The sequence below is a fragment of the Pseudomonas sp. RL_5y_Pfl2_69 genome (assembly GCF_963970465.1).
Taxonomy (GTDB): Bacteria; Pseudomonadota; Gammaproteobacteria; order Pseudomonadales; family Pseudomonadaceae; genus Aquipseudomonas.
Window position 1 is genome coordinate 428,031 of sequence record NZ_CAXAOU010000002.1, and the last position, 20,589, is coordinate 448,619.

Annotated in this window: 19 protein-coding genes; 9 read left to right on the forward strand and 10 right to left on the reverse strand. The window is 59.5% G+C overall.

The window, feature by feature from the left end; all coding sequences use genetic code 11:
* The first annotated feature begins 90 nt into the window (after window positions 1-90).
* Genes AACY07_RS05255 through AACY07_RS05265 form a run of 3 tightly spaced genes read left to right on the forward strand, consistent with a single transcriptional unit; the run spans window position 91 to window position 2,893 of the window.
* Window positions 91-984 (forward strand): LysR family transcriptional regulator ArgP, encoded by an 894-nt coding sequence (locus tag AACY07_RS05255; RefSeq protein WP_339473746.1) that lies wholly within the window; start codon window positions 91-93, stop codon window positions 982-984.
* Window positions 985-1,036: 52 nt separating this feature from the next.
* Window positions 1,037-2,035, forward strand: coding sequence for an NAD-dependent epimerase/dehydratase family protein (locus AACY07_RS05260; RefSeq protein WP_219260759.1), 999 nt, complete (start codon window positions 1,037-1,039; stop codon window positions 2,033-2,035).
* A 36-nt stretch (window positions 2,036-2,071) separates the two neighbouring features.
* Window positions 2,072-2,893, forward strand: a complete 822-nt coding sequence (locus AACY07_RS05265; protein ID WP_339473747.1) for an ATPase — start codon at window positions 2,072-2,074, stop codon at window positions 2,891-2,893.
* A 51-nt stretch (window positions 2,894-2,944) separates the two neighbouring features.
* Here AACY07_RS05265 and AACY07_RS05270 read toward each other — a convergent pair whose 3' ends face one another.
* Both AACY07_RS05270 and pobA read right to left on the reverse strand, forming a co-directional pair.
* Window positions 2,945-4,462, reverse strand: coding sequence for an MDR family MFS transporter (locus AACY07_RS05270; RefSeq protein WP_339473748.1), 1,518 nt, complete (start codon window positions 4,460-4,462; stop codon window positions 2,945-2,947).
* Between the two features lie 59 nt (window positions 4,463-4,521).
* Complete coding sequence (gene pobA / locus AACY07_RS05275) at window positions 4,522-5,706, reverse strand: 4-hydroxybenzoate 3-monooxygenase (protein WP_339473749.1); 1,185 nt, start codon at window positions 5,704-5,706, stop codon at window positions 4,522-4,524.
* A gap of 174 nt (window positions 5,707-5,880) precedes the next feature.
* On the opposite strand from pobA, the gene AACY07_RS05280 reads away from it, so the two are divergent.
* Entirely contained in the window at window positions 5,881-6,762 is an 882-nt protein-coding gene (locus AACY07_RS05280; RefSeq protein ID WP_339473751.1) for a helix-turn-helix domain-containing protein, read from the forward strand.
* A gap of 316 nt (window positions 6,763-7,078) precedes the next feature.
* Here AACY07_RS05280 and AACY07_RS05285 read toward each other — a convergent pair whose 3' ends face one another.
* Window positions 7,079-7,984 carry a LysR family transcriptional regulator gene (locus AACY07_RS05285; protein ID WP_339473753.1) on the reverse strand — a complete coding sequence of 302 codons (906 nt, stop codon included), beginning with the start codon at window positions 7,982-7,984 and terminating at the stop codon, window positions 7,079-7,081.
* A gap of 112 nt (window positions 7,985-8,096) precedes the next feature.
* On the opposite strand from AACY07_RS05285, the gene AACY07_RS05290 reads away from it, so the two are divergent.
* The gene (locus AACY07_RS05290; RefSeq protein ID WP_219260755.1) at window positions 8,097-8,978 is read left to right on the forward strand and encodes an MBL fold metallo-hydrolase; all 882 of its coding nucleotides are present in this window, start codon (window positions 8,097-8,099) and stop codon (window positions 8,976-8,978) included.
* Window positions 8,979-9,016: 38 nt separating this feature from the next.
* A complete protein-coding gene (locus tag AACY07_RS05295) occupies window positions 9,017-9,631 on the forward strand; it encodes an NAD(P)-dependent oxidoreductase (protein ID WP_339473754.1) in 615 nt (204 codons plus the stop codon).
* 198 nt (window positions 9,632-9,829) lie between these two features.
* Here the strand turns inward: AACY07_RS05295 and AACY07_RS05300 are convergent, their stop codons facing one another.
* Window positions 9,830-10,744 (reverse strand): LysR substrate-binding domain-containing protein, encoded by a 915-nt coding sequence (locus AACY07_RS05300; protein ID WP_339473755.1) that lies wholly within the window; start codon window positions 10,742-10,744, stop codon window positions 9,830-9,832.
* 112 nt (window positions 10,745-10,856) lie between these two features.
* On the opposite strand from AACY07_RS05300, the gene AACY07_RS05305 reads away from it, so the two are divergent.
* Complete coding sequence (locus AACY07_RS05305; protein ID WP_339473757.1) at window positions 10,857-12,488, forward strand: 5-guanidino-2-oxopentanoate decarboxylase; 1,632 nt, start codon at window positions 10,857-10,859, stop codon at window positions 12,486-12,488.
* Here AACY07_RS05305 and AACY07_RS05310 read toward each other — a convergent pair.
* On the reverse strand, window positions 12,483-13,412 hold the full coding sequence (locus AACY07_RS05310) for an AraC family transcriptional regulator (RefSeq protein WP_339473759.1): 930 nt from the start codon (window positions 13,410-13,412) through the stop codon (window positions 12,483-12,485). The two genes, AACY07_RS05305 and AACY07_RS05310, sit on opposite strands and share 6 nt — an antisense overlap.
* A gap of 318 nt (window positions 13,413-13,730) precedes the next feature.
* Between AACY07_RS05310 and AACY07_RS05315 the strand changes: the two genes are divergently transcribed.
* On the forward strand, window positions 13,731-14,045 hold the full coding sequence (locus AACY07_RS05315; protein ID WP_339473761.1) for a putative quinol monooxygenase: 315 nt from the start codon (window positions 13,731-13,733) through the stop codon (window positions 14,043-14,045).
* Window positions 14,046-14,079: 34 nt separating this feature from the next.
* Entirely contained in the window at window positions 14,080-14,313 is a 234-nt protein-coding gene (locus AACY07_RS05320; protein WP_133075775.1) for a hypothetical protein, read from the forward strand.
* Window positions 14,314-14,365: 52 nt separating this feature from the next.
* On the opposite strand, the gene AACY07_RS05325 is transcribed toward AACY07_RS05320, so the two are convergent.
* The 5 genes from AACY07_RS05325 to AACY07_RS05345 form a co-directional block, all read right to left on the reverse strand.
* Window positions 14,366-14,986, reverse strand: coding sequence for a flavin reductase family protein (locus tag AACY07_RS05325; protein ID WP_133075774.1), 621 nt, complete (start codon window positions 14,984-14,986; stop codon window positions 14,366-14,368).
* Between the two features lie 149 nt (window positions 14,987-15,135).
* The gene (locus AACY07_RS05330; protein ID WP_339473763.1) at window positions 15,136-15,510 is read right to left on the reverse strand and encodes a heme utilization protein; all 375 of its coding nucleotides are present in this window, start codon (window positions 15,508-15,510) and stop codon (window positions 15,136-15,138) included.
* 347 nt (window positions 15,511-15,857) lie between these two features.
* A complete protein-coding gene (locus AACY07_RS05335; RefSeq protein ID WP_133075773.1) occupies window positions 15,858-17,180 on the reverse strand; it encodes an MFS transporter in 1,323 nt (440 codons plus the stop codon).
* Between the two features lie 298 nt (window positions 17,181-17,478).
* A complete protein-coding gene (locus AACY07_RS05340; RefSeq protein WP_339473765.1) occupies window positions 17,479-18,813 on the reverse strand; it encodes a sigma-54-dependent transcriptional regulator in 1,335 nt (444 codons plus the stop codon).
* 3 nt (window positions 18,814-18,816) lie between these two features.
* The gene (locus AACY07_RS05345) at window positions 18,817-20,571 is read right to left on the reverse strand and encodes a sensor histidine kinase (RefSeq protein ID WP_339473766.1); all 1,755 of its coding nucleotides are present in this window, start codon (window positions 20,569-20,571) and stop codon (window positions 18,817-18,819) included.
* Window positions 20,572-20,589 lie beyond the last annotated feature (18 nt).

Genomic DNA, 20,589 nt, shown 5'->3' on the forward strand with positions numbered 1-20,589 from the left:
TGCAGGCGGGAGAGGGTTGTTGCTGGCTATTGTCCGGCCCTTGGATGTATAAGAAAAACCAATATTGCTGATCGCTCATTAGGAAAACTGATGTTCGACTATAAATTGCTCTCGGCCCTGGCCGCGGTAGTAGAACAAGCCGGCTTTGAACGGGCCGCTCAGGTACTGGGTTTGTCACAATCGGCCATCTCCCAGCGCATCAAGTTGCTGGAAGCGCGCATCGGTCAGCCGGTGCTGATCCGCGCCACGCCGCCGACGCCGACCGAGATTGGCCGGCGCCTGCTCAACCATGTGCAACAAGTGCGCTTGCTGGAGCGTGACCTGCAAAGTGCAGTGCCGGCGCTGGATGACGAGGGGCTGCCCGAACGCCTGCGCATTGCCCTGAATGCCGACAGCCTGGCCACCTGGTGGGCACCGGCGGTGGGTGATTTTTGTGCCGAGCAGCACCTGTTGCTGGACCTGGTGGTTGAGGATCAGACCGTTGGCCTCAAACGCATGCGCGCCGGTGAAGTGGCTGCCTGCCTGTGTGCCAGTGAGCGGCCGGTGGCCGGGGCCCGTAGCGTGCTGCTGGGCGCCATGCGCTATCGGGCACTGGCGAGCCCGGCTTTTATTGCACGGCATTTTCCTGAGGGTGTGAGCCCGGCGTTGCTGTCAAAAACGCCAGCCCTGGTGTTTGGCCCGGATGATTTCCTGCAACACCGCTACCTGGCCGCACTGGGCGTAGACGGTGGATTCGAACACCATTTGTGCCCGTCCTCCGAAGGGTTTATCCGTTTAGCCGAGGCGGGTCTGGGATGGGGGCTGGTCCCGGAGTTACAAGTGCGCGAACAGCTTGAATGCGGACGTCTGGTGGAGCTTTTGCCAGATAAACCCATCGACGTGCCACTGTACTGGCATCATTGGCGTAATGGCGGACAACTACTGAGTCAACTGACTGAGCATTTATCTCGTTCCGCGTCACGGTGGTTAGTGCCTTTGGCCTGATAACCGGCGTTTAAAGAGCAAGCAGCAAGAATTACAGCATTTGGAGTGATTGATGAAGATTCTGGTCACCGGCGCGAGCGGCTTTATCGGGGGACGCTTCGCGCGCTTTGCCCTGGAGCAGGGCTTTGACGTGCGGGTCAGCGGGCGACGGGCTGAGGGTGTTGAACACCTGGTGCGGCGTGGGGCTGAATTTATCCCGGGTGATTTGACCGATGGCTTGCTGGTGCGTGACCTGTGTGTCGATGTCGACGCTGTGGTGCATTGTGCTGGCCATAGGGGCGCCTGGGGGCGTTATCAGGACTTCCACCGTGACAACGTGCTAGTGACCGAGAACGTGGTTGAGGCCTGCTTGAAGCAGCGGGTGCGCCGCCTGGTGCATTTGTCCTCTGCATCCTTGTACTTCGATGGCCGTTCCCACACCGACCTCACCGAAGAACAGTTGCCCAGGCGTTTTCGGCACCCCTATGCCGCGACCAAAAACCTGGCGGAGCAAAAGGTGTTCGGTGCCCAGGAGTTCGGCCTTGAAGTGATTGCCCTGCGTCCGCGGTTTGTCACGGGGGCGGGGGATATGAGCATGTTCCCGCGCTTGTTGAAAATGCAGCGCAAAGGTCGCCTGGCCATCGTGGGCAACGGCCTGAACAAGGTCGACTTCACCAGTGTGCAAAACCTCAACGAGGCGTTGATGAGCAGCTTGTTGAATACGGGGTCGGCCTTGGGCAGGGCCTACAACATCAGTAATGGCACGCCCATCCCGTTGTGGGATGTGATCAATTATGTGATGCGCCAAATGAACGTGCCGCAAGTAACCCGTTATCGCGGCTACGGCCTGGCCTACAGTCTGGGCGCGCTGAGCGAAGTCGGGTGCAAGCTGTGGCCGGGCCAGCCCGAACCGTCACGTTCGCGTTTGGGGGTGCAGATCATGGACAAAGACTTTACCCTCGACATCAGCCGTGCCCGGCATTACCTGGACTACGACCCCAAAGTCAGTCTGTGGGCCGCACTGGATGAGTTCTGTGGCTGGTGGAAAGCTCAGGAATCGCCGTACCGATAAATGCTTGTAACTGAGCGCTATTTTTGAAGGTTTACCATGCGTAACGATGCCCGCGACGACTTTGAACATGTCCCGACCTTGCGCGCCGATGCCCATGATCATGATGAGTTGGCGCCCACGGACGCTGCTCGTGAGCGCACCACGGTTTATTCACGCAATACACCGGTGATCAAGGTCAAGGGTCCGAGTACCGGGCCTTTGTGGACGTTGATCTGTGCCTTGCTGCTTGCCGTGGGCGGGCTTGCCTGGTGGAGCTTTCAGCAGATCTCGCTGATGGAGCAGCAACTGGTGGCGACCCAGGAAAGCTTTGCCCGCATCAGTGAAGATGCGGCGGGGCGGTTGCAGGCCATTTCCGGCAAGGTGGTGGCCAGCGAGTCGAGCATCAACAATGGCAGCGAAGCCCTGAAGTTGCAGATCAAGCAGCTCGAAGAGCAGCTTCTTGAGCAGAGCAAACGTCAGCAGGGTGTTGTGGCGGGGCAGCAGGGCGAGCTGGATCAGCGCTTTGAGCAGATCAATGCGGCGATGGTGCTGCAGGTGACGGCGCAAAAAGAAACCCAGGCCAGGCTCGAAGCCGAGTTGAAAACGTTGGGTGCTGAGTTGTCGACGCTCAAGGCCGGTGTTGCGCAACAGGCTGTAGATGTGGCGGCCCTGAAAAAACAAGGTAATCCGAGTGTGGCGCTCGAGCGTCTGGAACAAGACATGATCGTGCTCAAGAGCGAACTGGAAAACCGCCCGGCACCTGCCCAAGGCGCCAATGCAGCGGAGTTTGACGTGTTTCGCGCCCAGATGACGCGCAACATCAATACCCTGCAAAGCCAGATTCAGAACTTGCAGAAGCAGATCAGCGCCCGCCCGTAAATCGCAACACTGAACGTGTGGGAGCGGGCCTGCCCGCCCCCACACGTCCCACTACTTCGCCTTGTCTTCACGCCCACGCAGCACCTGATTGGGCATCGCCAGCGCTGCAGCCAGCCCCAGCAACGACACCGCCGCGCTGATGGTCAGCAGGTGGCGGAAAGTCAGCAGCAGTTCTGCCCGCAGGCTATCCAGCGCGGGGCCCTGGACCGCGTTCAGGCTGTCGAGCAACACATTCCCCGAGCTGCCTTCACCGATCAAGGGCTGCCCCATGACCGGTGACAGTATCGAGTCGTGCAGCAACGCCAGCAGCAGGGCCGACATCAAGGCGACCCCCATCGCACCGCCCAAGGCGCGAAACAGATTGGTGGTGCTGGTCGCCACGCCAATGTCTTGCTGCTGCACCGAGTTCTGCGCGCCCACCAGCGAGGTTGGAAACTGCATGCCCGAAGCGATCCCGCTGAAAAGCATGAATACGGCGCTCAACAACTCTGCGCTTGGCGGGCTGAAAGCCATTCCGAGGATGGACAGGGGCATCAGCACGGCACCGGCTAAAATCATCGGTTTGTAGTGTCCGGTGACCGAAGTCCTGCGCCCGGCAAAATAGGCCCCGATCGGCAAGCCTATGGCCAGAGGCAGCAGGTGCAGGGCCGCGCTGTCGGCCCCCGCGCCGGTGATGCTCTGATAACGCAACGGCATGAGCACAATCAGGGAAATGGCCTGGAAGCTGGTGAAAAATACCGTGCACCAGCACAGCACCGCATTGCGATTGGCAAACAGGTGCATGGGCAGCAACGGTTCAGTCGTGCGACGTTCATGCCACACAAACAGCCCCAGCGCGATCAGTGCAACCGCCAGAAACCCGGCGACCTGATCATCGCGCCAGCTATGGCCCTGACCGATAAACGTGATGCTCAGCAGCAGCGACGTCAGGCCCACGATCATCAGCATCGTGCCCAAGTAGTCAATAATCGGTTTGCGTTGCGGGACAGGTAGCCCGACCAGCGTGCGATAGGAGATCCACCAGGCCGCGAGACCCAGGGGCAAATTGATTAAAAATACCCAGCGCCACGACAGATACTCGGTCATGTAACCGCCCAGTACCGGCCCCGCGACGCTGGCCAGGGCATACATGCTGCTGAAGTAGCCCTGATAGCGACCTCGTTCGCGTGGTGGAACGATGTCGCCGATGATTGCCTGGCTCACCGATATCATCCCGCCAGCACCAATCCCCTGAATGATCCTTGCCAGGACCAACTGCTCCATGTTCTGCGCGAGCCCGCAAAACAGCGAGGCGAGGGTAAAGAGCCCCATGCCGAACAGCATCAGGCGCCTGCGCCCGTACAAGTCGCCGAGCTTGCCGTAGATTGGCACGGCCACTGTCATGGCCACCATATAGCCCGAAATCACCCACGCGAGCTGGCTGACATCCTTGAACTGGGCGGAAATGGCGGGCATGGAGACGGCGACAATGGTTTGATCCAGCGCCCCCAGGAAAATCGCCAGCATCAGGGCGATCAGGATGCTGCGAATATCAGGCTTGGTCTGGGGCGGCTGATTCAAACTGGTCACGAAAACACCTTTGGGCGGCAAACCTATGGCGGAATGCCGTTAGTCTACTCGATAGCCTGCTATTCGATAGCCTCGTAAGGGAGCCCCACGTAATTTTCTGCAATGGTCGTGCGCCCCGCCCGGGAGTCGACGAAGTACGCCAGTTCACTGTCAGCAATACGCTGGCTAAAGCCGTCACTGTCGGGGAAACGGTGCAACATCGAGGTCATCCACCACGAGAACCGTTCAGCCTTCCAGACGCGCCTCAGGCACACCTCGGAATAGCGTTCCAGCAGATCGGTGCGACCTTCGCCGTAGACCTTGAGCAGAATATTGAACAGCGTGCTCACATCGCTGGCGGCCAGGTTCAAACCCTTTGCTCCGGTCGGCGGCACGATATGCGCGGCGTCGCCCACTAGAAACATGCGCCCGAACTGCATCGGCTCGACCACAAAACTGCGCAGTGGCGCGATGCTTTTTTCGATGGACGGCCCGGTGATCAAGCGCTCAGCCAACGCCTTGGGCAAGCGGGTTTTCAGCTCGTCCCAAAAGCGTTGATCAGACCAGTCCTCGACCTTTTCCTGTGCCGGGACCTGCAGGTAATAACGGCTGCGGGTAGCCGAACGCTGGCTGCACAGGGCAAAGCCGCGTTCGTGTTTGGCATACACCAGTTCGTCGTTGACCGGCGGCGTATCGGCCAGTACGCCGAGCCAGCCGAAGGGATACACACGTTCGAAGATTTTCAGGACATCACTGGGAATCGACTGACGCGCCACGCCGTGAAAACCATCGCAGCCGGCAATGTAATCGCAGTCCAGGCGCCAGCTTTCGCCCTCTTTATCGAATGTGACGTACGGCGTATCGGTTTTCATCCCGTGGGGTTGAACGTTGCTGGCGCTGTAGAGGGTCTGCGCCCCGGCTTCCTCCCGAGCGGCCATCAGATCGCGGGTCACCTCGGTCTGGCCGTAGACCATCACCGTTTTGCCGCCGGTCAGGCCTTTGAGGTCGATATGCACCTGACGATCATCCAGAGCCAGTTCAAAGCCGTCATGCACAAGCCCTTCTGCGTCCATGCGCTGACTGACACCGGCCTGGCGCAACAGGTCGACCATGCCTTGCTCCAGCACTCCGGCACGAATCCGCCCCAGGACGTATTCGCCGGTCTGGCGTTCGATGATGACGTTATCGATACCGGCGTTATGCAGCAGTTGACCCAGCAGCAGGCCTGAAGGACCGGCGCCGATAATAGCGACTTGAGTTCTCATTATTGTTCTCTCGCGCAGCCTCGTCCGCAGGGAACGAGTGGGTTCTTATTAATTTATGCTTGTATTTTTCGCTTGCGAGAGAAGCAATAGAAGGTGATAAACACGTTAATACCGGTACTTTTCGCTAATCAGTGCGATTATCGGCCTTCAGGAATGACTTCAGAACGGGCGCCCATGAACCCTTCAATCCCGGTGTTCAAGCTGTACGGCGAGCAGCAGGACTGGCTTGGCCCCGACCTGTTGCACTGCGAAACCATCTCGCTGCGCAGCCGCGTCCACGACTGGGAAATCCATCCCCATCGGCATGCCGACCTGTGCCAGTTGCTCTATGTCCACACGGGCAGGGCGCGGGTTGAAGTCGAAGGCCAGTTTCATGTTCTGGAGCAATCCGCCATCCAGATCATCCCGCCGCTGTCTGTACACGGGTTTCAGTTTTCGCCGAACGTCGAGGGCTTTGTGCTGACGCTGGCAGCTCCCTTGGTGGCTCAACTGCAAGCGCAGCTGGGCGGATCAGTGAGCTTGCTGCAACGGGTCGCCAGTTACCCGGCTGGCAAGGATCGCGATTACCTCAACAACCTGTTCAGTGAGCTGCAAAGTGAGTATGTCGGCGCGCAACCCGCCCGCGACATGCTCTTGCAATCGCTGATCAGTGTGCTGCTGGTGTGGGTCACTCGCCAGGTGATTCAGCGCCGTGAAGCCAAGCAGGTGCCATCACGGGGGCGTGAGTACCTGAGCGTGTTCAATCAACGGGTCGAGACACAGTTTTGCGAGCAACCGAATGTCGAGCAACTGGCGCATCAGGTGGGCATTTCAGTGGCGCACCTGAACAGTATCTGCCGCGAGCTGGCGGGGCAGTCGGCGTTGCAGATCATCCATCAACGGATTTTGCTGGAGGCAAAGCGGCATTTAATTTACACGCCGATGACCATCAGCGAGGTGGCTGACAGTCTGGGCTTTGCTGACCCGGCGTATTTTGCGCGGTTTTTCCGGCGCCTGAGCGGAACATCGCCCAGCGCCTTTCGAACAGGTCGGGCTGACGGCATCAGCCCGGCCTGATGCTCCGGGGCTTCCTTACCTCAGAGCGCTGAACAGGGCATTGCAGTGCGCGCCATTGCAACTGGCGATCAATCCGGATGCTTGCCGGGTTTGCTCAGCGCGGTAGCAAGCGCCTGCAAACAGTACAGCGGCAGCGAAAACGACAAACACGGTCATGTATCTTGTTTTTGTTTTAGTAGTCATGGCATTTGCTCCCTGACGTCACAGGCTTGAGGCTAGTTCAGACTTAGGTTCTTGCCATGCCAGTTGTACGAGGGGTTGTGCCCGATTTCATCCTTCAAATGGACTAGATGCGCCAGCGACTACGGGGCTCGGTTTACAAGTCTTTATCCCACGCCGGTTCATCGGTGAAGCGTTCGGCGAGAAAGTCGAGCATGCTGCGCAAGGTTGCAGGCATGTGTTTGCGTGAGGCATACACCGCGTAAATGTTCATCAGGCGCGGTTCTGCTTCGGGCAGCAGGCGCACCAGTTCACCGCGTTGCACATACACCCCGGCCTGGTAGCTGGGCAGCAGCGAAACCCCCGCACCCGCCAGAGTGGCGCTCAACAAGGTGCTGGCTTCGTTGGCGCTGATGTTGCCTTGTACCGGGACCGACACGTCCTCACCGTGGTGGGTGAAGTGCCACAGGCTCTTGCCGTAGTAGGAGTGGGTCAGGCAGTTGTGTCGGCTCAGTTCGTCGACCTGCTGCGGCGCCGGGCGTTCGCGCAGATACGCCGGGGATGCACAGAGCACCGAGCGACAAACGGTAAGCTTGCGGGCGATCAGGCTCGGGTCCAGGTCATTGCTGGTGCGAATCGCCAGGTCGATGCGCTCGTCTACCAGATTCACCGTGCGGTCGAGCATCTGCAGATCAATGCTGACCTGCGGATAAAGCCGTACGTAGTCAGTCACTGCCGCAGCCAGTTGCGCCTGTCCGAACGAGGTACTGACACTGATGCGCAGCAATCCCCGTGGTGCATCGGTGGGCGCATCCACGGCGGCCTGCATGTCGTCAGCCAGCTCCAGCAGTTGTCGGCAGCGGGGCAGGGTCTCATTGCCCGCAGCAGTCAGGCTCAACTTGCGCGTGGTGCGGTGCATCAAGCGTGCACCAACCCATTCTTCCAGCTCCGCCAGATACCGTGACACCACCGGGCGTGACAGATCCAGATGATCGGCCGCCGCTGACTGGCTGCCGAGGTCGACAACGGTAACAAACACACGCATTGCAATAAGACGATCCATGATCTGCCCGATATCTGAAACAAACTATGTTCAAGCATCGCATTTTTAGTCCGCGATCGTGCAACTAAGCTCTGTCTATCGCCGACCCTGGCCACTGACTCAGGAATCACCCATGACTGGATTTTCGACCCTTCGCCGTTTTGTCCTCAGCGCTGTTGTGCTGGGCTTTGCAGCCCATGCTGCCGCTCAGGCACCGTTGACCCTGGACGTGTACAACCCTGGAGAGGCGGCGATTTTTCCCGTGTCTTCGGTGCTGGTCAGTGGTGACAAGGACGCCATTCTGGTCGATGCCCAGTTCGGCAAGGCCCAGGCCCAGCAGGTGGTCGACAAGATTCGCGCCAGCGGCAAAAACCTCACCACGATCTACATCAGCCACGGCGACCCGGACTACTACTTTGGCCTTGAAACCCTGACCCAGGCATTCCCCGACGCGAAGGTCGTGGCCTCGGCGCCGACGGTTGCACATATCAATGAAACCAAAGATGCCAAGCTGGCCTTCTGGGGTCCGAAAATGGGCGCCGATGTACCGGGCAAAGTGATCGTGCCGCAGGTTCTCAAGGGCAATACCCTGGACCTTGAAGGGCGTGAGCTGGATGTGGTCGGCCTCACCGGGCGCCAGCCGGATCGCACTTTCGTATGGATTCCATCACTCAAAGCCGTGGTCGGTGGTGTGGTAGTGGCCGACAACCTGCACGTATGGATGGCCGACACCCAGACCCCGCAATCGCACAAACAGTGGCTGGCCACCCTCAAGCGCATCGACAGCCTGCAGCCTAAAGTCGTGGTGCCGGGTCATTACCTGGGTGAAAGCGATCGCTCGTTGAAGGCCGTGTATTTCACCCGCGACTACATCAAGGCGTTTGACGAAGAAGCCCTCAAGGCCAGCAATTCGAGCGAACTGATCGCCGCCATGAAAAAACGCTACCCGGACCTGGGCGAAGCGTCCTCGCTGGAGCTCAGTGCCAAAGTGGCCAAGGGCGAAATGAAGTGGTGAAAGATCCCAACGTTATTCCCAACACACTGGAGAGCGTCATGAGCAAAATTGCAATTATCGGAGCGACTGGTCGTGCCGGCAGCCAACTGCTGGAAGAAGCCCTGCGCCGCGGTCACAGCGTTACGGCTATTGCCCGCAACGCTTCCAAATTGGGTGAGCGTGCCGGTGTCGTGACCAAGGACGTCGACATCAACAATGGCCAGGCCCTGCAAGACGCAGTGGCGGGGCATGACGTGGTGCTCAGCGCGGCACATTTTTCGACCCAGCCAGCCTCGACTATTATCGATCCGGTAAAAAAAGCTGGCGTCAAACGCCTGCTGTTTGTTGGCGGCGCGGGTTCCCTGTTGTTGCCTGATGACAGCAAAGTCATCGACAGTCCGGGTTTTCCCGAAGAGTACCGCGCGGAGGCCTCGGCTGGCTGTGTGTACCTCGACACCCTGCGCGCCGAAAAAGACCTGGACTGGAGTTTCCTGTCGCCGTCTGCCGAGTTTGTCGAAGGTGAACGCACAGGCACGTTCCGCTTGGGTGTAGACCACCTGCTGATCAGCGCTGAAGGCAAAAGCTGGATCAGCTTTGCTGACTTCGCCATCGCCATGCTGGATGAAGTCGAACAACCCAAGCATTCCCGCCAACGGTTCACAGTGGGGTATTGAGCCTTACGGTTGGGGGCAACTGCGCCATTTCGCGCTTCGCCCCTTGCCTGTGGATTCGATCAAGCCTTCAGCTTTCAACGTTCGTAACACCAGGCGCACCGTGTCCTCTGAGACGGGCATGGCATCGCAGGCTTCGTGTATTAGCGACAAGGCGTCCCGATAGCCGGCAATCTCCTGCTCGGAGCGATTTTTGTAGCTTCAGGTTATCCGTGGCGTATTAATCCACGGCTGATCAGTATCCCTTGCCTGTTTCACCAGCCAATCCAGCAATTCGCGCAGCGGTGCGGACGGTTCGTTGCGCGCAGAACACACCAGCAGGTAGGCGGCGCCGGTCCGTACTTTGAAGTCAAAGGGCATGGCCAGTCGGCCTGCCTTGAGGTCATCCCCTATCAGTGACCAGTCGCCTATGGCGACACCGTTGCCCTGGGCGGCTACGGTCATGGCCAGATCCAGGGTGTCGAAGTACTGGCTCTTGCAGATCATCGACACATCTCCCCCCGCCGCAGCCAGCCAGTTGATCCAGTCCTGTTGATCACGGCTGGGGTGCAGCAGGGTGTGGTGTGCAAGGTCGTTCAGGTGGTTGATGGCGTTGCTGCCGTCCAGCAGGTGCGGGGCGCATACCGGGGTCAGTTGTTCGTCGAACAGGTGCTGGCCTTCGCGCTTGGGCCCCGGCTGCGGGCTGTAGATCACGGCGGCATCGAAAGCCTCGCGACGAAAGTCCACCCCGTGCTGCACGCTGCTGGTCAGTTCCACCGGCACGTCGGGGCGCAGTTCTTGCCAGTGCAGCAACTTGGGCAGCAGCCAGCGCAGCATGCAGGTTGGGGCCTTGATCTGCAGCGGGGTACGGCGAATGCTGGCGTACTCGACTGCCTCGCCGATCATGTCGAACACCTGCTCGATCCGCGGATACAGCGCCTGGCCCTGTTCGGTCAGGCTCAGGCCGCGAGCCTGGCGATGAAACAGCGCATACCCCAGGTGCTCCTCAAGCCCGGCAATTTGCCGGCTCACCGCCCCCTGGGTGATGTGCAACTGCTCACCGGCACGGGTGAAGTTGCAACATTGAGCCGTGATCAAAAAAGTATGCAGTGCGGGAAGTGGCGGTAGGCGTTTCATCAGTGGTCAGCCATGAGTCCAGGACATGGCTAGTATGAGCACGTTTGCGTTGTGCGCACCACAGCCGACCGCTTCAATGGTTCATTCCCGAACAAGAAGAGGAGCAGGACACATGGCGACGTGCGGCGAAGTATTGGTCAAGTTGCTGGAGGCGTACGGGGTCGAGCAGGTGTTCGGCATCCCCGGCGTACACACCGTTGAACTGTACCGCGGGCTGGCAGGGTCCAGGATCAGCCACGTCACCCCGCGTCACGAGCAGGGTGCCGGTTTTATGGCTGACGGCTATGCCCGTACCAGCGGCAAGCCCGGTGTGTGCTTCATCATTACCGGCCCCGGCATGACCAATATCACGACTGCGATGGGCCAGGCTTATGCGGATTCGATTCCGATGCTGGTGATTTCCAGTGTGCAGTCGCGCAGCCAGTTGGGCGGGGGGCGTGGCAAGTTGCACGAACTGCCGAATCAGGGAGCGCTGGTGGCTGGCGTGGCGGCGTTTTCCCACACCCTGATGTCGGCGGCAGAGTTGCCGGGCGTTCTGGCGCGGGCATTTGCGCTGTTTCAGGCCGGTCGCCCAAGGCCTGTGCATATCGAGATTCCCCTGGACGTACTGGTGGAAAACGCCGACGCATTGCTTGCCAGTCACCCTGTCAGCATTGCCCGGCCAGGGGCTTCGCCTGCGGCCATCGAGCAGATGAGCCAGCGCTTGACCCATGCCAAACGGCCGTTGATTCTGGCGGGTGGCGGCGCGATAGAGGCGGCCCCCGCGCTGCTAAAACTGGCGGAGCGACTAAGCGCCCCGGTGGCCCTGACCATTAATGCCAAGGGCATGCTGCCTTCGGATCACCCCCTGTTGATTGGCTCGACCCAATCACTGGTTGCGACACGGGCGCTTGTGGCCGAGGCGGACGTGGTGCTGGCCATTGGCACCGAACTGGCCGAGACCGATTACGACGTGACCTTTGCTGGCGGTTTTGAGATCCCTGGCGCCTTGTTGCGCATCGATATCGACCCGGATCAGACCGTGCGCAACTACCCGCCCACCCTGGCCCTGGTAGCCGATGCGAACCTGGCCGCCCAAGCCTTGCTGTCGAGCCTTGCTCAAGTGCCGCCACGGCAGGCGGACTGGGGCTCAGAGCGGGTCAGTCGCCTCAAGGCGCAACTGGCCACTGAGTGGGATGCGCCGACCCGGGCCCAAACCCATTTCTTGCAGGCTGTGTTCGATGTGCTGCCGGATGCGGTGTGTGTAGGTGATTCAACCCAGCCGGTGTACACCGGCAACCTGACCTTCAACCTCGAGCAGCCGCGTCGCTGGTTCAACTCATCAACCGGCTACGGCACCCTGGGTTATGCCCTGCCAGCGGCAGTCGGTGCCTGGTTGGGCCGTCGGGCAGAGGGGAAAGCGGGTGGCCCGGTCTTGTGCCTGATCGGTGATGGAGGGTTGCAATTCACCCTGGCTGAACTGGCCAGTGCAGTTGAGGCACGCACACCGATAATCGTGTTGCTGTGGAACAACCAGGGCTACGGCGAAATCAAAAAATACATGCTCAATCGCGCCATCGAGCCCGTGGGCGTCGACATTTACACTCCGGACTTTATCGGTGTGGCCAAGGCGTTGGGGTGTACCGCGCAGACGGTCGAGGGCGAAGCGCAATTGCGCGCAGCCCTGGCCAGTGCCGCCGACCGCCAGGGCCCCAGCGTGATTGAAGTCGATGAGTGGCACTGGCAGCAATCGCTCACGCTATAGGCTCATGCGCAGGCGCGCCAGATCCCGCACCGGTGGCGCGCCGAACTGACGGCTGTACTCGCGGCTAAATTGCGACGGGCTTTCATAGCCCACGCGATAGCCCGCTGCCGATGCATCCAGGCCCTCACTGAGCATCAGCCGCCGCGCTTCGTTGAGGCGCAATTGCTTTTGGTACTGCAGTGGGCTCATGGCGGTCATGGCCTTGAATCGATGATGCAGCGTCGACACGCTGAGATTGGCCTCCCGTGCCAGGCTGTCGATGCGCAGCGGCTGTTCAAAGTTACCGTTAAGCCAGGAAATCGCCCGGCTGACGCGATGGTTTTGACTATTTTCGCTGGCGATTTCATACAGGCGGTGGCCCAGGGGGCTGCGCAATAGCCGGTACAAAATCTCACGGCGAATCAGTGGCGCAAGCATGGCGATATCTTTGGGGGTGTCGAGCAGGCGTGTCAGGCGCAGCAATGCGTCGAGCATCGGCGGGTCAATGGGCTCAACGTAAAGGCCCCGTCCGGTCGGTCGCGACGGCACGCCCATGGGGCCCGCATCGCTGATCAGGGTGGAGATTTGCGCAGGATCAATATCCAGGCGCAAGGCCAGTACCGGGTGTTCGGGGGATATTTCCAGCACCCTGCCGCTGATCGGCATCGACACAGACACCACCAGATAATTGAGCGGGTCGTAGGCGAAGTATTCATCCGCCAGCCGCACCTCTTTACGACCCTGGGCCATGATGCACAGCGCGGGTTTGGGCAGGCTGGGGGCAAAATCGCTGGGTTGGCTGTAACGGGACACAAACAGCGCCTCGACACCGGTATCGAATGAGCCGTCTTCAGGAGCGTGGCGGTAAATCAGGTCTGCCAGTTCCACGCGCTGTTTTTCAAGTGCGGGGTCGAGCGCGGGCCGCGGCGGTTCCAGCAGTGACATAGGTCGCATCCTCATTAAAGCAACAGGGCAGGTACAGCTTAAGTTTGTGCAAGGCCAAGGGGTAGCCGATTTCTGCCGTTGTCTTGCCTGATCCTGTCATTGCCAACACTCATGTGCCTGCCAAACCCGTTGCAGACGTACAGCCTTGCTCAAAAAGCCAAAGGCGAGGCAGACGGTTCAAGTGCGCAATCAGAAGGGGAATTAACGAGGTTTTGCAGAATCGTGCAAGCCTGGGGCAGGAATCGACTAACGGTCACGGGGGCTGGCCTTTAAGCTTTGAACCTCTCCCTGACACCCTTTTCCTTTGTGGAGGCCAGCATGCCCCAGTCCAATGCCGTCAGTCATATGACCCTGGTTCGCGCCCGCGCAGGGTGTTCGGTCCAGGTCCAGGCGTGCCTGAGCCAACTGATTGAACCGACCCTGCAGACGCCCGGGTGCCTGCACTTCGCCTTGCAGCATTGCCAGAGCGATCCGCTGCTGTGGCAGGTCGCGGGCTATTGGCAGGATGAAACCTCGATGCAGGCGTATTTCAACTCATCGCTCATGGATGTTTACGGCGTGCTGGTCTACCAGCAGGTGGTGGATAGCCTCGATTTCAAGACCTTCAACGATGCGAGCGGGTTGAACAGGTAGAATGCCGGTTTTTCCATTGGCCGGGAGTTGAAGCATGGCGCGTAAAGAGTTTGCACATTTTGAAGCGGTATCAGCCGTGGTTCCGGTTGAACCCGGGATTTACCACGCAGCGATTGCAGTCAAAGCCTTGTACGAAGGTGGAGCACCGCGCTTTCACAAAGTACTGATCGAGCAAACGTTCAAAACAGCGACCGCCGCCGATGCTGCTGCCGCGCAACAACTTGAAGCCCTGCAGGGCGTCACTGAAGACGCCGAACTGGTCTGGTAGTTGTAGGTTTGTTGAGGTTTGGTTGTGGCTCACAACCAAACCTCAACAGGCCCTAACGCGGGCGATGCATTTTGAACAGTGCTTCGGGGCCTAGCTGGAAGTAATCCGCCGGGCCGCCACCGCGTAAAATCGGTTCGGCGGCTGCGGTGTCGTAAATCCCGTCTTTAAGCAGGTGTCTGGCGATATGTACAGCCACCACCTCACCCAGAATCAGCCAGCTTGGCACCAGTGCCTTGTCTGCGCGTTGCAGCTGGATGATCTGCGTGACCTTGCACTCAAACGATACCGGCGTTTCGGCCACGCGCGGCACACTGATCACCCGCGAAGCTGCAGTTGTCAGGCCTGCCAGTTCGAACTCATTCACCTCGGGGCCGACCATGGCGCAGCTTTGGTTCATCGCTTCGGCCAAGGGACGTGTGGCCAGGTTCCAGACGAACTCGCCGGTTTGCTCGATGTTATTGAGGCTGTCTTTGCGGCCCACACTGCAAAACCCGATGATCGGCGGGATGTAGTTAAACGCGTTGAAAAAGCTGTAGGGAGCAAGGTTCAGCCGGCCTTGGGCATCCTGAGACGAAATCCAGCCAATCGGACGCGGGCCAACGATGGCGTTGAACGGATCGTGGGGCAGGCCGTGGCCTTGGGAGGGTTCATAAAAATGAATATCGTCATGCATGGGAGTAGTCCGCAAACGGCTGATATAGAGCCCCTATAGTGCAAGGCCTTGGGGCTGATTACAAAAGCGGCTACGGGTTTTCGCAATTTTCTTTCCCCCAGAAACGACTAAGCCCGGCCAGGGCCGGGCTGAAGTGCCTCCTTCAGGTGTTAGCTGAAAAGGGCGCCATTGGTGCGATCGTAACCATCCGAGGCAAAGGTATCCGAATGGGTACGGCTGAAGCCGTCTTCTGCGAAGGTGGCCGAGCCAGTTTTGTCGAAGCCGTCTTCTGCGAAGGTAGCCGAGCCGGTTTTGTCGAAGCCGTCTTCTGCGAAGGTGGCCGAGCCGGTTTTGTCGAAGCCGTCTTCAGCAAAAGTAGCCGAGCCGGTGCGATCAAAGCCATCAGCGGCAACGGCGGCCGAACCTGTGCGGCTGAAGCCGTCTTCAGCAAAGTTCGACGAGTGAGTACGGTCGAAACCATCGGCGGCAAAAGCATTGAAAGCCAGGGCAGAGAAGGCGGCAGCGAGGATCAATTTGGTTTTCATGATGAAGCTCCTTGTTTCGTGTTTGAGATGTTCAGTGGGTATGGGTTTAAGACTACGCCGATTAATTTGATTAAAAAGCGCAAAAAATAGCGATAAATAATCGATTTATTCGATGTGTATGCCCGCGCAAAAACAGGTCAACGGGTGTCTGCTCTTGCGTTTGGTGACGATTCACATCAGCCAGCGATAGAGGTCTTGCTGAAATGGATAGTGGCCTAACAGTGTTAACTGACTATTAAGTCAGATAACGCTGACGCACTTAGTAGAGAGGGAGGGGCTTTGGAGGGGGCAGGCAGGAAGGTGTTGCAGATGCAACCAGCCCCGTGTGGGGCTGGTTGGGGCGGGGCTTAGTCTGTTTCGATACGCGAGTGCTTGCGGGTGTCTTTCATGGTGGCGTACACCGCCAGCGAGCACGCGATACAGGCGGTCACGTACCAGTAGTAACCGGTTTCCATGCCTGCGCTCTTGAACCACAGCGCAATGTATTCAGCGGTACCACCGAAGATCGACACGGTCAGTGCGTAAGGCAAGCCTACGCCCAGTGCGCGGATTTCTGTCGGGAACAGTTCAGCTTTCACCACGGCGTTGATCGAGGTGTAGCCGCTGACAATGATCAACGCGGCCATGATCAGGAAGAACGCGCCCCACCAGGTGGTGATGGTGTGCAGGGTGGTGAGGATTGGCACGGTGAACAGGGTGCCCAGCACGCCGAAGGCGATCAGGATTGGACGACGTCCGATCTTGTCCGACAGAGCGCCCACCAATGGCTGAATGCACATGAACAGGAACAGTGTGGCGGCCGAAATGGTGGTGGAGTCCGAGATGCTCATCCCCACCGTGTTCACCAGGTATTTCTGCATGTACGTGGTGTAGGTGTAGAACGCCAGCGTACCGCCCATGGTCAGGCCGACGACGGTCATCAGCTCTTTAGGGTGGCGCATCAAGGTGCGCATGGCGCTTTCTTTAGGCTTGACCCGGACCTTTTTGAACGACTCGGTTTCTTCCATGCCACGACGCAGATACAGCGCGACCACGGCGCACAGGGCACCGATCACAAACGGAACGCGCCAGCCCCAGCTGTACAGCTGTTCTTCGGTCAGGGTCTGTTGCAGAACGATCAATACACCCAGGGCGATGAGCTGACCCGAGATCAGGGTTACGTACTGGAAGCTGGAGAAAAAGCCACGACGTTCCTTGGTCGCCATCTCGCTGAGGTAGGTTGCCGAGGTGCCGTACTCGCCACCCACGGACAACCCTTGCAGCAAACGGGCGAAGACCAGCAGCACCGGTGCCCACACGCCAATGGTTTCATAACCTGGCGACAGAGCGATGACCAGCGAGCCGAAGCACATCAGCAGCACCGAAGCCATCAGTGCGGCTTTACGGCCTTTGCGGTCAGCGTACAGGCCCATCAGCCAGCCGCCGATCGGGCGCATCAAAAAGCCTACGGCGAAGATGGCCGCGGTATTGAGCAATTGTGCGGTGGTGTCGCCCTTGGGGAAAAAGGCCTTGGCGAAGTACAGCGAGAATGCGGCGTAGACGTACCAGTCGTACCACTCGACCATGTTGCCGACGGAGCCACTGAAAATCGATTTGATACGGCTTGAGGTGGTCTTTTCTTTGGGGGCCGCAGACGCGGAACCGGCAGGCAGGGTGCTGGAGTTATCCATTGAATGGATCCTTCTTTCATTGTTTTTTTATAGCGCGTCAAAACGCGAGCTTGCAGGGCTATAGCAGGAGTTGTGCCAAGGCTGCAGGGCCCGGTTTACAAGGGGGGAGGGTGGTGAGTGAGCGGGAATCCGCTGGTTTGCAGGTGCGTCATAGGCAAGAATCCGCCTATCTGACAAGTATTGCAGGCCCTGACTCTTGTGGGAGCGGGCTTGCTCGCGATGGCATCACTCCGGTTTACCTGAGCCACCGCGCCGTCCGAATCGCGAGCAAGCCCGCTCCCACAGAGGCAGGAATCGCTTAACTGCTCCCCAAAAACGCCTCGCGCACCAGCCCATGACGCTGCATTTTTTCATTGAGGGTACGGCGCGGCAGTTGCAGCTCATTGAGCACTGCTTTGATATCACCTTTATGTCGGGTCAGCGCAGCACGCAGGCATTGCGCCTCAAAGGCTTCCTGTTGCGCCACCAGTGATTGCCCTGTTTCAGGGTCGTCCAGTTGCGGTTCGCTCAAGCCCAGTACGTCCCGCTCGGCAACGTTGGCCAGTTCGCGCACATTGCCCGGCCAGTCGTGGCTCAGCAAACGGGACAGTTGTGGCCCGCTCAGCGGTTGTGCGCTGCGCCCCAGGCGTTCGCCGGCACTGTGTGAAAAGGCGTCGTACAGCAATGGAATATCTTCTCGGCGCTCGCGCAACGGTGCCAGGCGCAGTTGCGCCACGGTCAGTCGATAGGCCAGGTCTTCGCGAAAACGCCCGGCGCGGGCTTCTTCGAGCAAGTCGGGTTTGGTGGCGGCAATCACCCGCAGGTTCACGCTGATGCTCTGGTTGGAGCCCAGGCGCTCCAGCTTTTGCTCTTGTAGCACTCGCAGCAATTTGGCTTGCTGGGCCAAGGGCATGCTTTCGATTTCATCCAGAAACAAGGTCCCGCCATCGGCGTACTCCAGCTTGCCGATGCGCTTGCCCAGCGCCCCGGTAAATGCCCCGCTTTCGTGACCGAACAGCTCGGCTTCAAACAACTGCTCGGGGATGGCGGCGCAGTTGAGCGCCACGAAAGGTTTGTCGGCACGGGGGCCAAAATCATGCAGGCAGCGGGCGACCAGTTCCTTGCCGCTGCCGGTCTCGCCACGAATCAACACATTGACCGGCAGTGGCGCCAGCTCCAGCACCTGACGGCGCAAGGTCTGCAAGCTGCGCGACACACCCAGCAAGCGCCCGTCGATCAGTTCGCGCAGGTCAGCCTGTTCGTGCAAACGACGGTTTTCGAGTACCAGCTGGCGCTTTTCCAGGGCTCGACGCAGGCTGCTCAGCAGTGCTTCGGGGCTGAAGGGTTTTTCGAGAAAGTCGTAAGCACCCTCGCGCATGGCCTCGACGGCCATCGGGACATCACCGTGGCCTGTCAGCAAAATCACCGGCAAGTCAGCATCCAGTTGCTGCAATCGGGTCAGCAACGCAAGGCCGCCCATGCCCGGCATGCGCACATCACTGACAATCACCCCGGCAAAATGCGCAGGCAGTTGAACCAGGCAGTCTTCGGCGCAGCTGAACAACTGCACTTCAAAGCCGCTCAGACTCAGCCATTGCTCCACGGCATTACGAATACTGGCCTCGTCATCGACCACGATCACCGAGTTGAGCATGTTTCACATTTCCTGTGCGATGGGCAGCGTCAGCGTGAATTGTGCGCCATCGGCCCGGTTGCAGGCGGTCAAGCGACCGCCGATTTCGTGAACAATGGCGTAAGACACCGCCAGGCCCAAACCTAATCCGTCACCCACCGGTTTGGTGGTGAAGAACGGATCGAAGATTTTACCCAGATGTTCCTCCCTGATCCCGCCCCCGCTGTCGCTGACCGTCAAGTGCCATAGTTGTTGATTGGCCTCGATGCGGATTTCCAGGTGTTTGCGCGGTGTGTCGAGCATGGCGTCAAGGGCGTTGCGCAGCAGGTTGATCAACACTTGCTCCAGACGGATCGCATCGCCGCGTACCCAGGCCGGGCGAATCAGATTGATCGTCAGCTCTATGGCTTCTTCCTGAAGGCGCGGCTCCAGCAACTGCAGGGCCTGATCGACCACGGTTGCCAGGTCCAGGCGCTCGCGCAAACCGCTGGGGCTCTGGCGGGCATAAGTCTTTAAATGGCCGGTGAGTGCGGCCATGCGCTTGAGCATCTGCTCCAACGGGTCCAGGGCTTTATAGGCATCGTCGATACGGCCGTGATCCAGCAACAGACGCAAGGTCGCCAATTGCATGCGCTGGGCGGTCAGGGGCTGATTGATCTCGTGGGCCAGCGCCGCCGACATTTGCCCCAGTGCCGCGAGTTTGGCTGATTGCACCAGGCTATCTTGCGCAGTGCGCAAATCTCGGGTGCGGGCTTCGACCAGTTGTTCAAGCTCCTCACGATTACGCTGGCGCAAACGCCCCAGTCGCCAGCGCTGGAATAAAAATAGCCCCAGAAACACCAGCGTCAGCCACAAGCCAATCGCCGCCAGTGCGGCGTTGCGACTGTCTTCCGCGGCGGTGACGGGACGGCGTAGCAGGTGCAGCGTCCAGCCTTCTGCGCTCAGTGGCAACGACCCCCATAGATAATCTGCCTGACCGTCGGGACCGTCGACGCGGGTCAGGGAGCTGGCTTCATCAAAGCTGCGCAGGGTGTGGGTTTTCATCAGCGTCAGGGGTTGATCGTGGTACTGGCGCGTGGCGGAAATTTCGCTGCGATCGCTGTCACTCAACGGTCGCAACAGGCGATAGCGCCAGCCGGGTTGGTTGGCAATAAACACAATGCCCCGGGCGTCGCTGACCAGCAGGGTGTCGTTGCCGTGGCTCCATTCACGCTCCAGTTGCGGGAATTCAAGCTTGACCACCATCGCCCCCAAGAACCTGCCGTCGGCATCGAGCACCGCGCTGGACAGAAAGTACCCCGGTATTCCACTGGTCACGCCCACGGCATAAAAGCTGCCGCTGCCCTGGCTGCGGGTCTGCTTGAAATAGGGCCTGAAGCCATAGTTATGGCCCACATAGCTGTTGGAGGTATTCCAGTTGCTGGCGGCGACGGCCAGGCCGGTGCTGTCGAGCAACTCCAGGGTGGAAGACTGGGCCGCACCGTTGATGCGTTCGAGCTTTTCATTGAGTGCGGCCTGTACGTGCCCGGTCAGGGGCTTGCTTAAGGCCGACACCAGCTCCGGGTCCAGTGCCAGTACGGCGGGCAGGGCGCGATAGCGCTCAATCAGCGTGTGCAGCGAGTTGGCATACAGGTTCAGTTGTTCGGGGCCGCGGCGGGCGCTCTCTTCCAGCGCATGACGTTCGGCCTGGCGCATAGCCCAGCCGCCAGCCAGAGCCGCTCCGGCCAGAATCAACAGGCAATACAGCGTCAAACGCAGGGTGCGAGACGTCACAGGCATAGTGGCAAACCGCTCGAA

Coding starts and splice junctions, on each gene's coding strand:
- AACY07_RS05255 (WP_339473746.1), top strand. CDS start 91: ATGTTCGACTATAAATTGCTCTCGGCCCTGGCCGCGGTAGTAGAACAA.
- AACY07_RS05260 (WP_219260759.1), top strand. CDS start 1,037: ATGAAGATTCTGGTCACCGGCGCGAGCGGCTTTATCGGGGGACGCTTC.
- AACY07_RS05265 (WP_339473747.1), top strand. CDS start 2,072: ATGCGTAACGATGCCCGCGACGACTTTGAACATGTCCCGACCTTGCGC.
- pobA (WP_339473749.1), bottom strand. CDS start 5,706: ATGAGAACTCAAGTCGCTATTATCGGCGCCGGTCCTTCAGGCCTGCTG.
- AACY07_RS05280 (WP_339473751.1), top strand. CDS start 5,881: ATGAACCCTTCAATCCCGGTGTTCAAGCTGTACGGCGAGCAGCAGGAC.
- AACY07_RS05285 (WP_339473753.1), bottom strand. CDS start 7,984: ATGGATCGTCTTATTGCAATGCGTGTGTTTGTTACCGTTGTCGACCTC.
- AACY07_RS05290 (WP_219260755.1), top strand. CDS start 8,097: ATGACTGGATTTTCGACCCTTCGCCGTTTTGTCCTCAGCGCTGTTGTG.
- AACY07_RS05295 (WP_339473754.1), top strand. CDS start 9,017: ATGAGCAAAATTGCAATTATCGGAGCGACTGGTCGTGCCGGCAGCCAA.
- AACY07_RS05300 (WP_339473755.1), bottom strand. CDS start 10,744: ATGAAACGCCTACCGCCACTTCCCGCACTGCATACTTTTTTGATCACG.
- AACY07_RS05305 (WP_339473757.1), top strand. CDS start 10,857: ATGGCGACGTGCGGCGAAGTATTGGTCAAGTTGCTGGAGGCGTACGGG.
- AACY07_RS05310 (WP_339473759.1), bottom strand. CDS start 13,412: ATGTCACTGCTGGAACCGCCGCGGCCCGCGCTCGACCCCGCACTTGAA.
- AACY07_RS05315 (WP_339473761.1), top strand. CDS start 13,731: ATGCCCCAGTCCAATGCCGTCAGTCATATGACCCTGGTTCGCGCCCGC.
- AACY07_RS05320 (WP_133075775.1), top strand. CDS start 14,080: ATGGCGCGTAAAGAGTTTGCACATTTTGAAGCGGTATCAGCCGTGGTT.
- AACY07_RS05325 (WP_133075774.1), bottom strand. CDS start 14,986: ATGCATGACGATATTCATTTTTATGAACCCTCCCAAGGCCACGGCCTG.
- AACY07_RS05330 (WP_339473763.1), bottom strand. CDS start 15,510: ATGAAAACCAAATTGATCCTCGCTGCCGCCTTCTCTGCCCTGGCTTTC.
- AACY07_RS05335 (WP_133075773.1), bottom strand. CDS start 17,180: ATGGATAACTCCAGCACCCTGCCTGCCGGTTCCGCGTCTGCGGCCCCC.
- AACY07_RS05340 (WP_339473765.1), bottom strand. CDS start 18,813: ATGCTCAACTCGGTGATCGTGGTCGATGACGAGGCCAGTATTCGTAAT.
- AACY07_RS05345 (WP_339473766.1), bottom strand. CDS start 20,571: ATGCCTGTGACGTCTCGCACCCTGCGTTTGACGCTGTATTGCCTGTTG.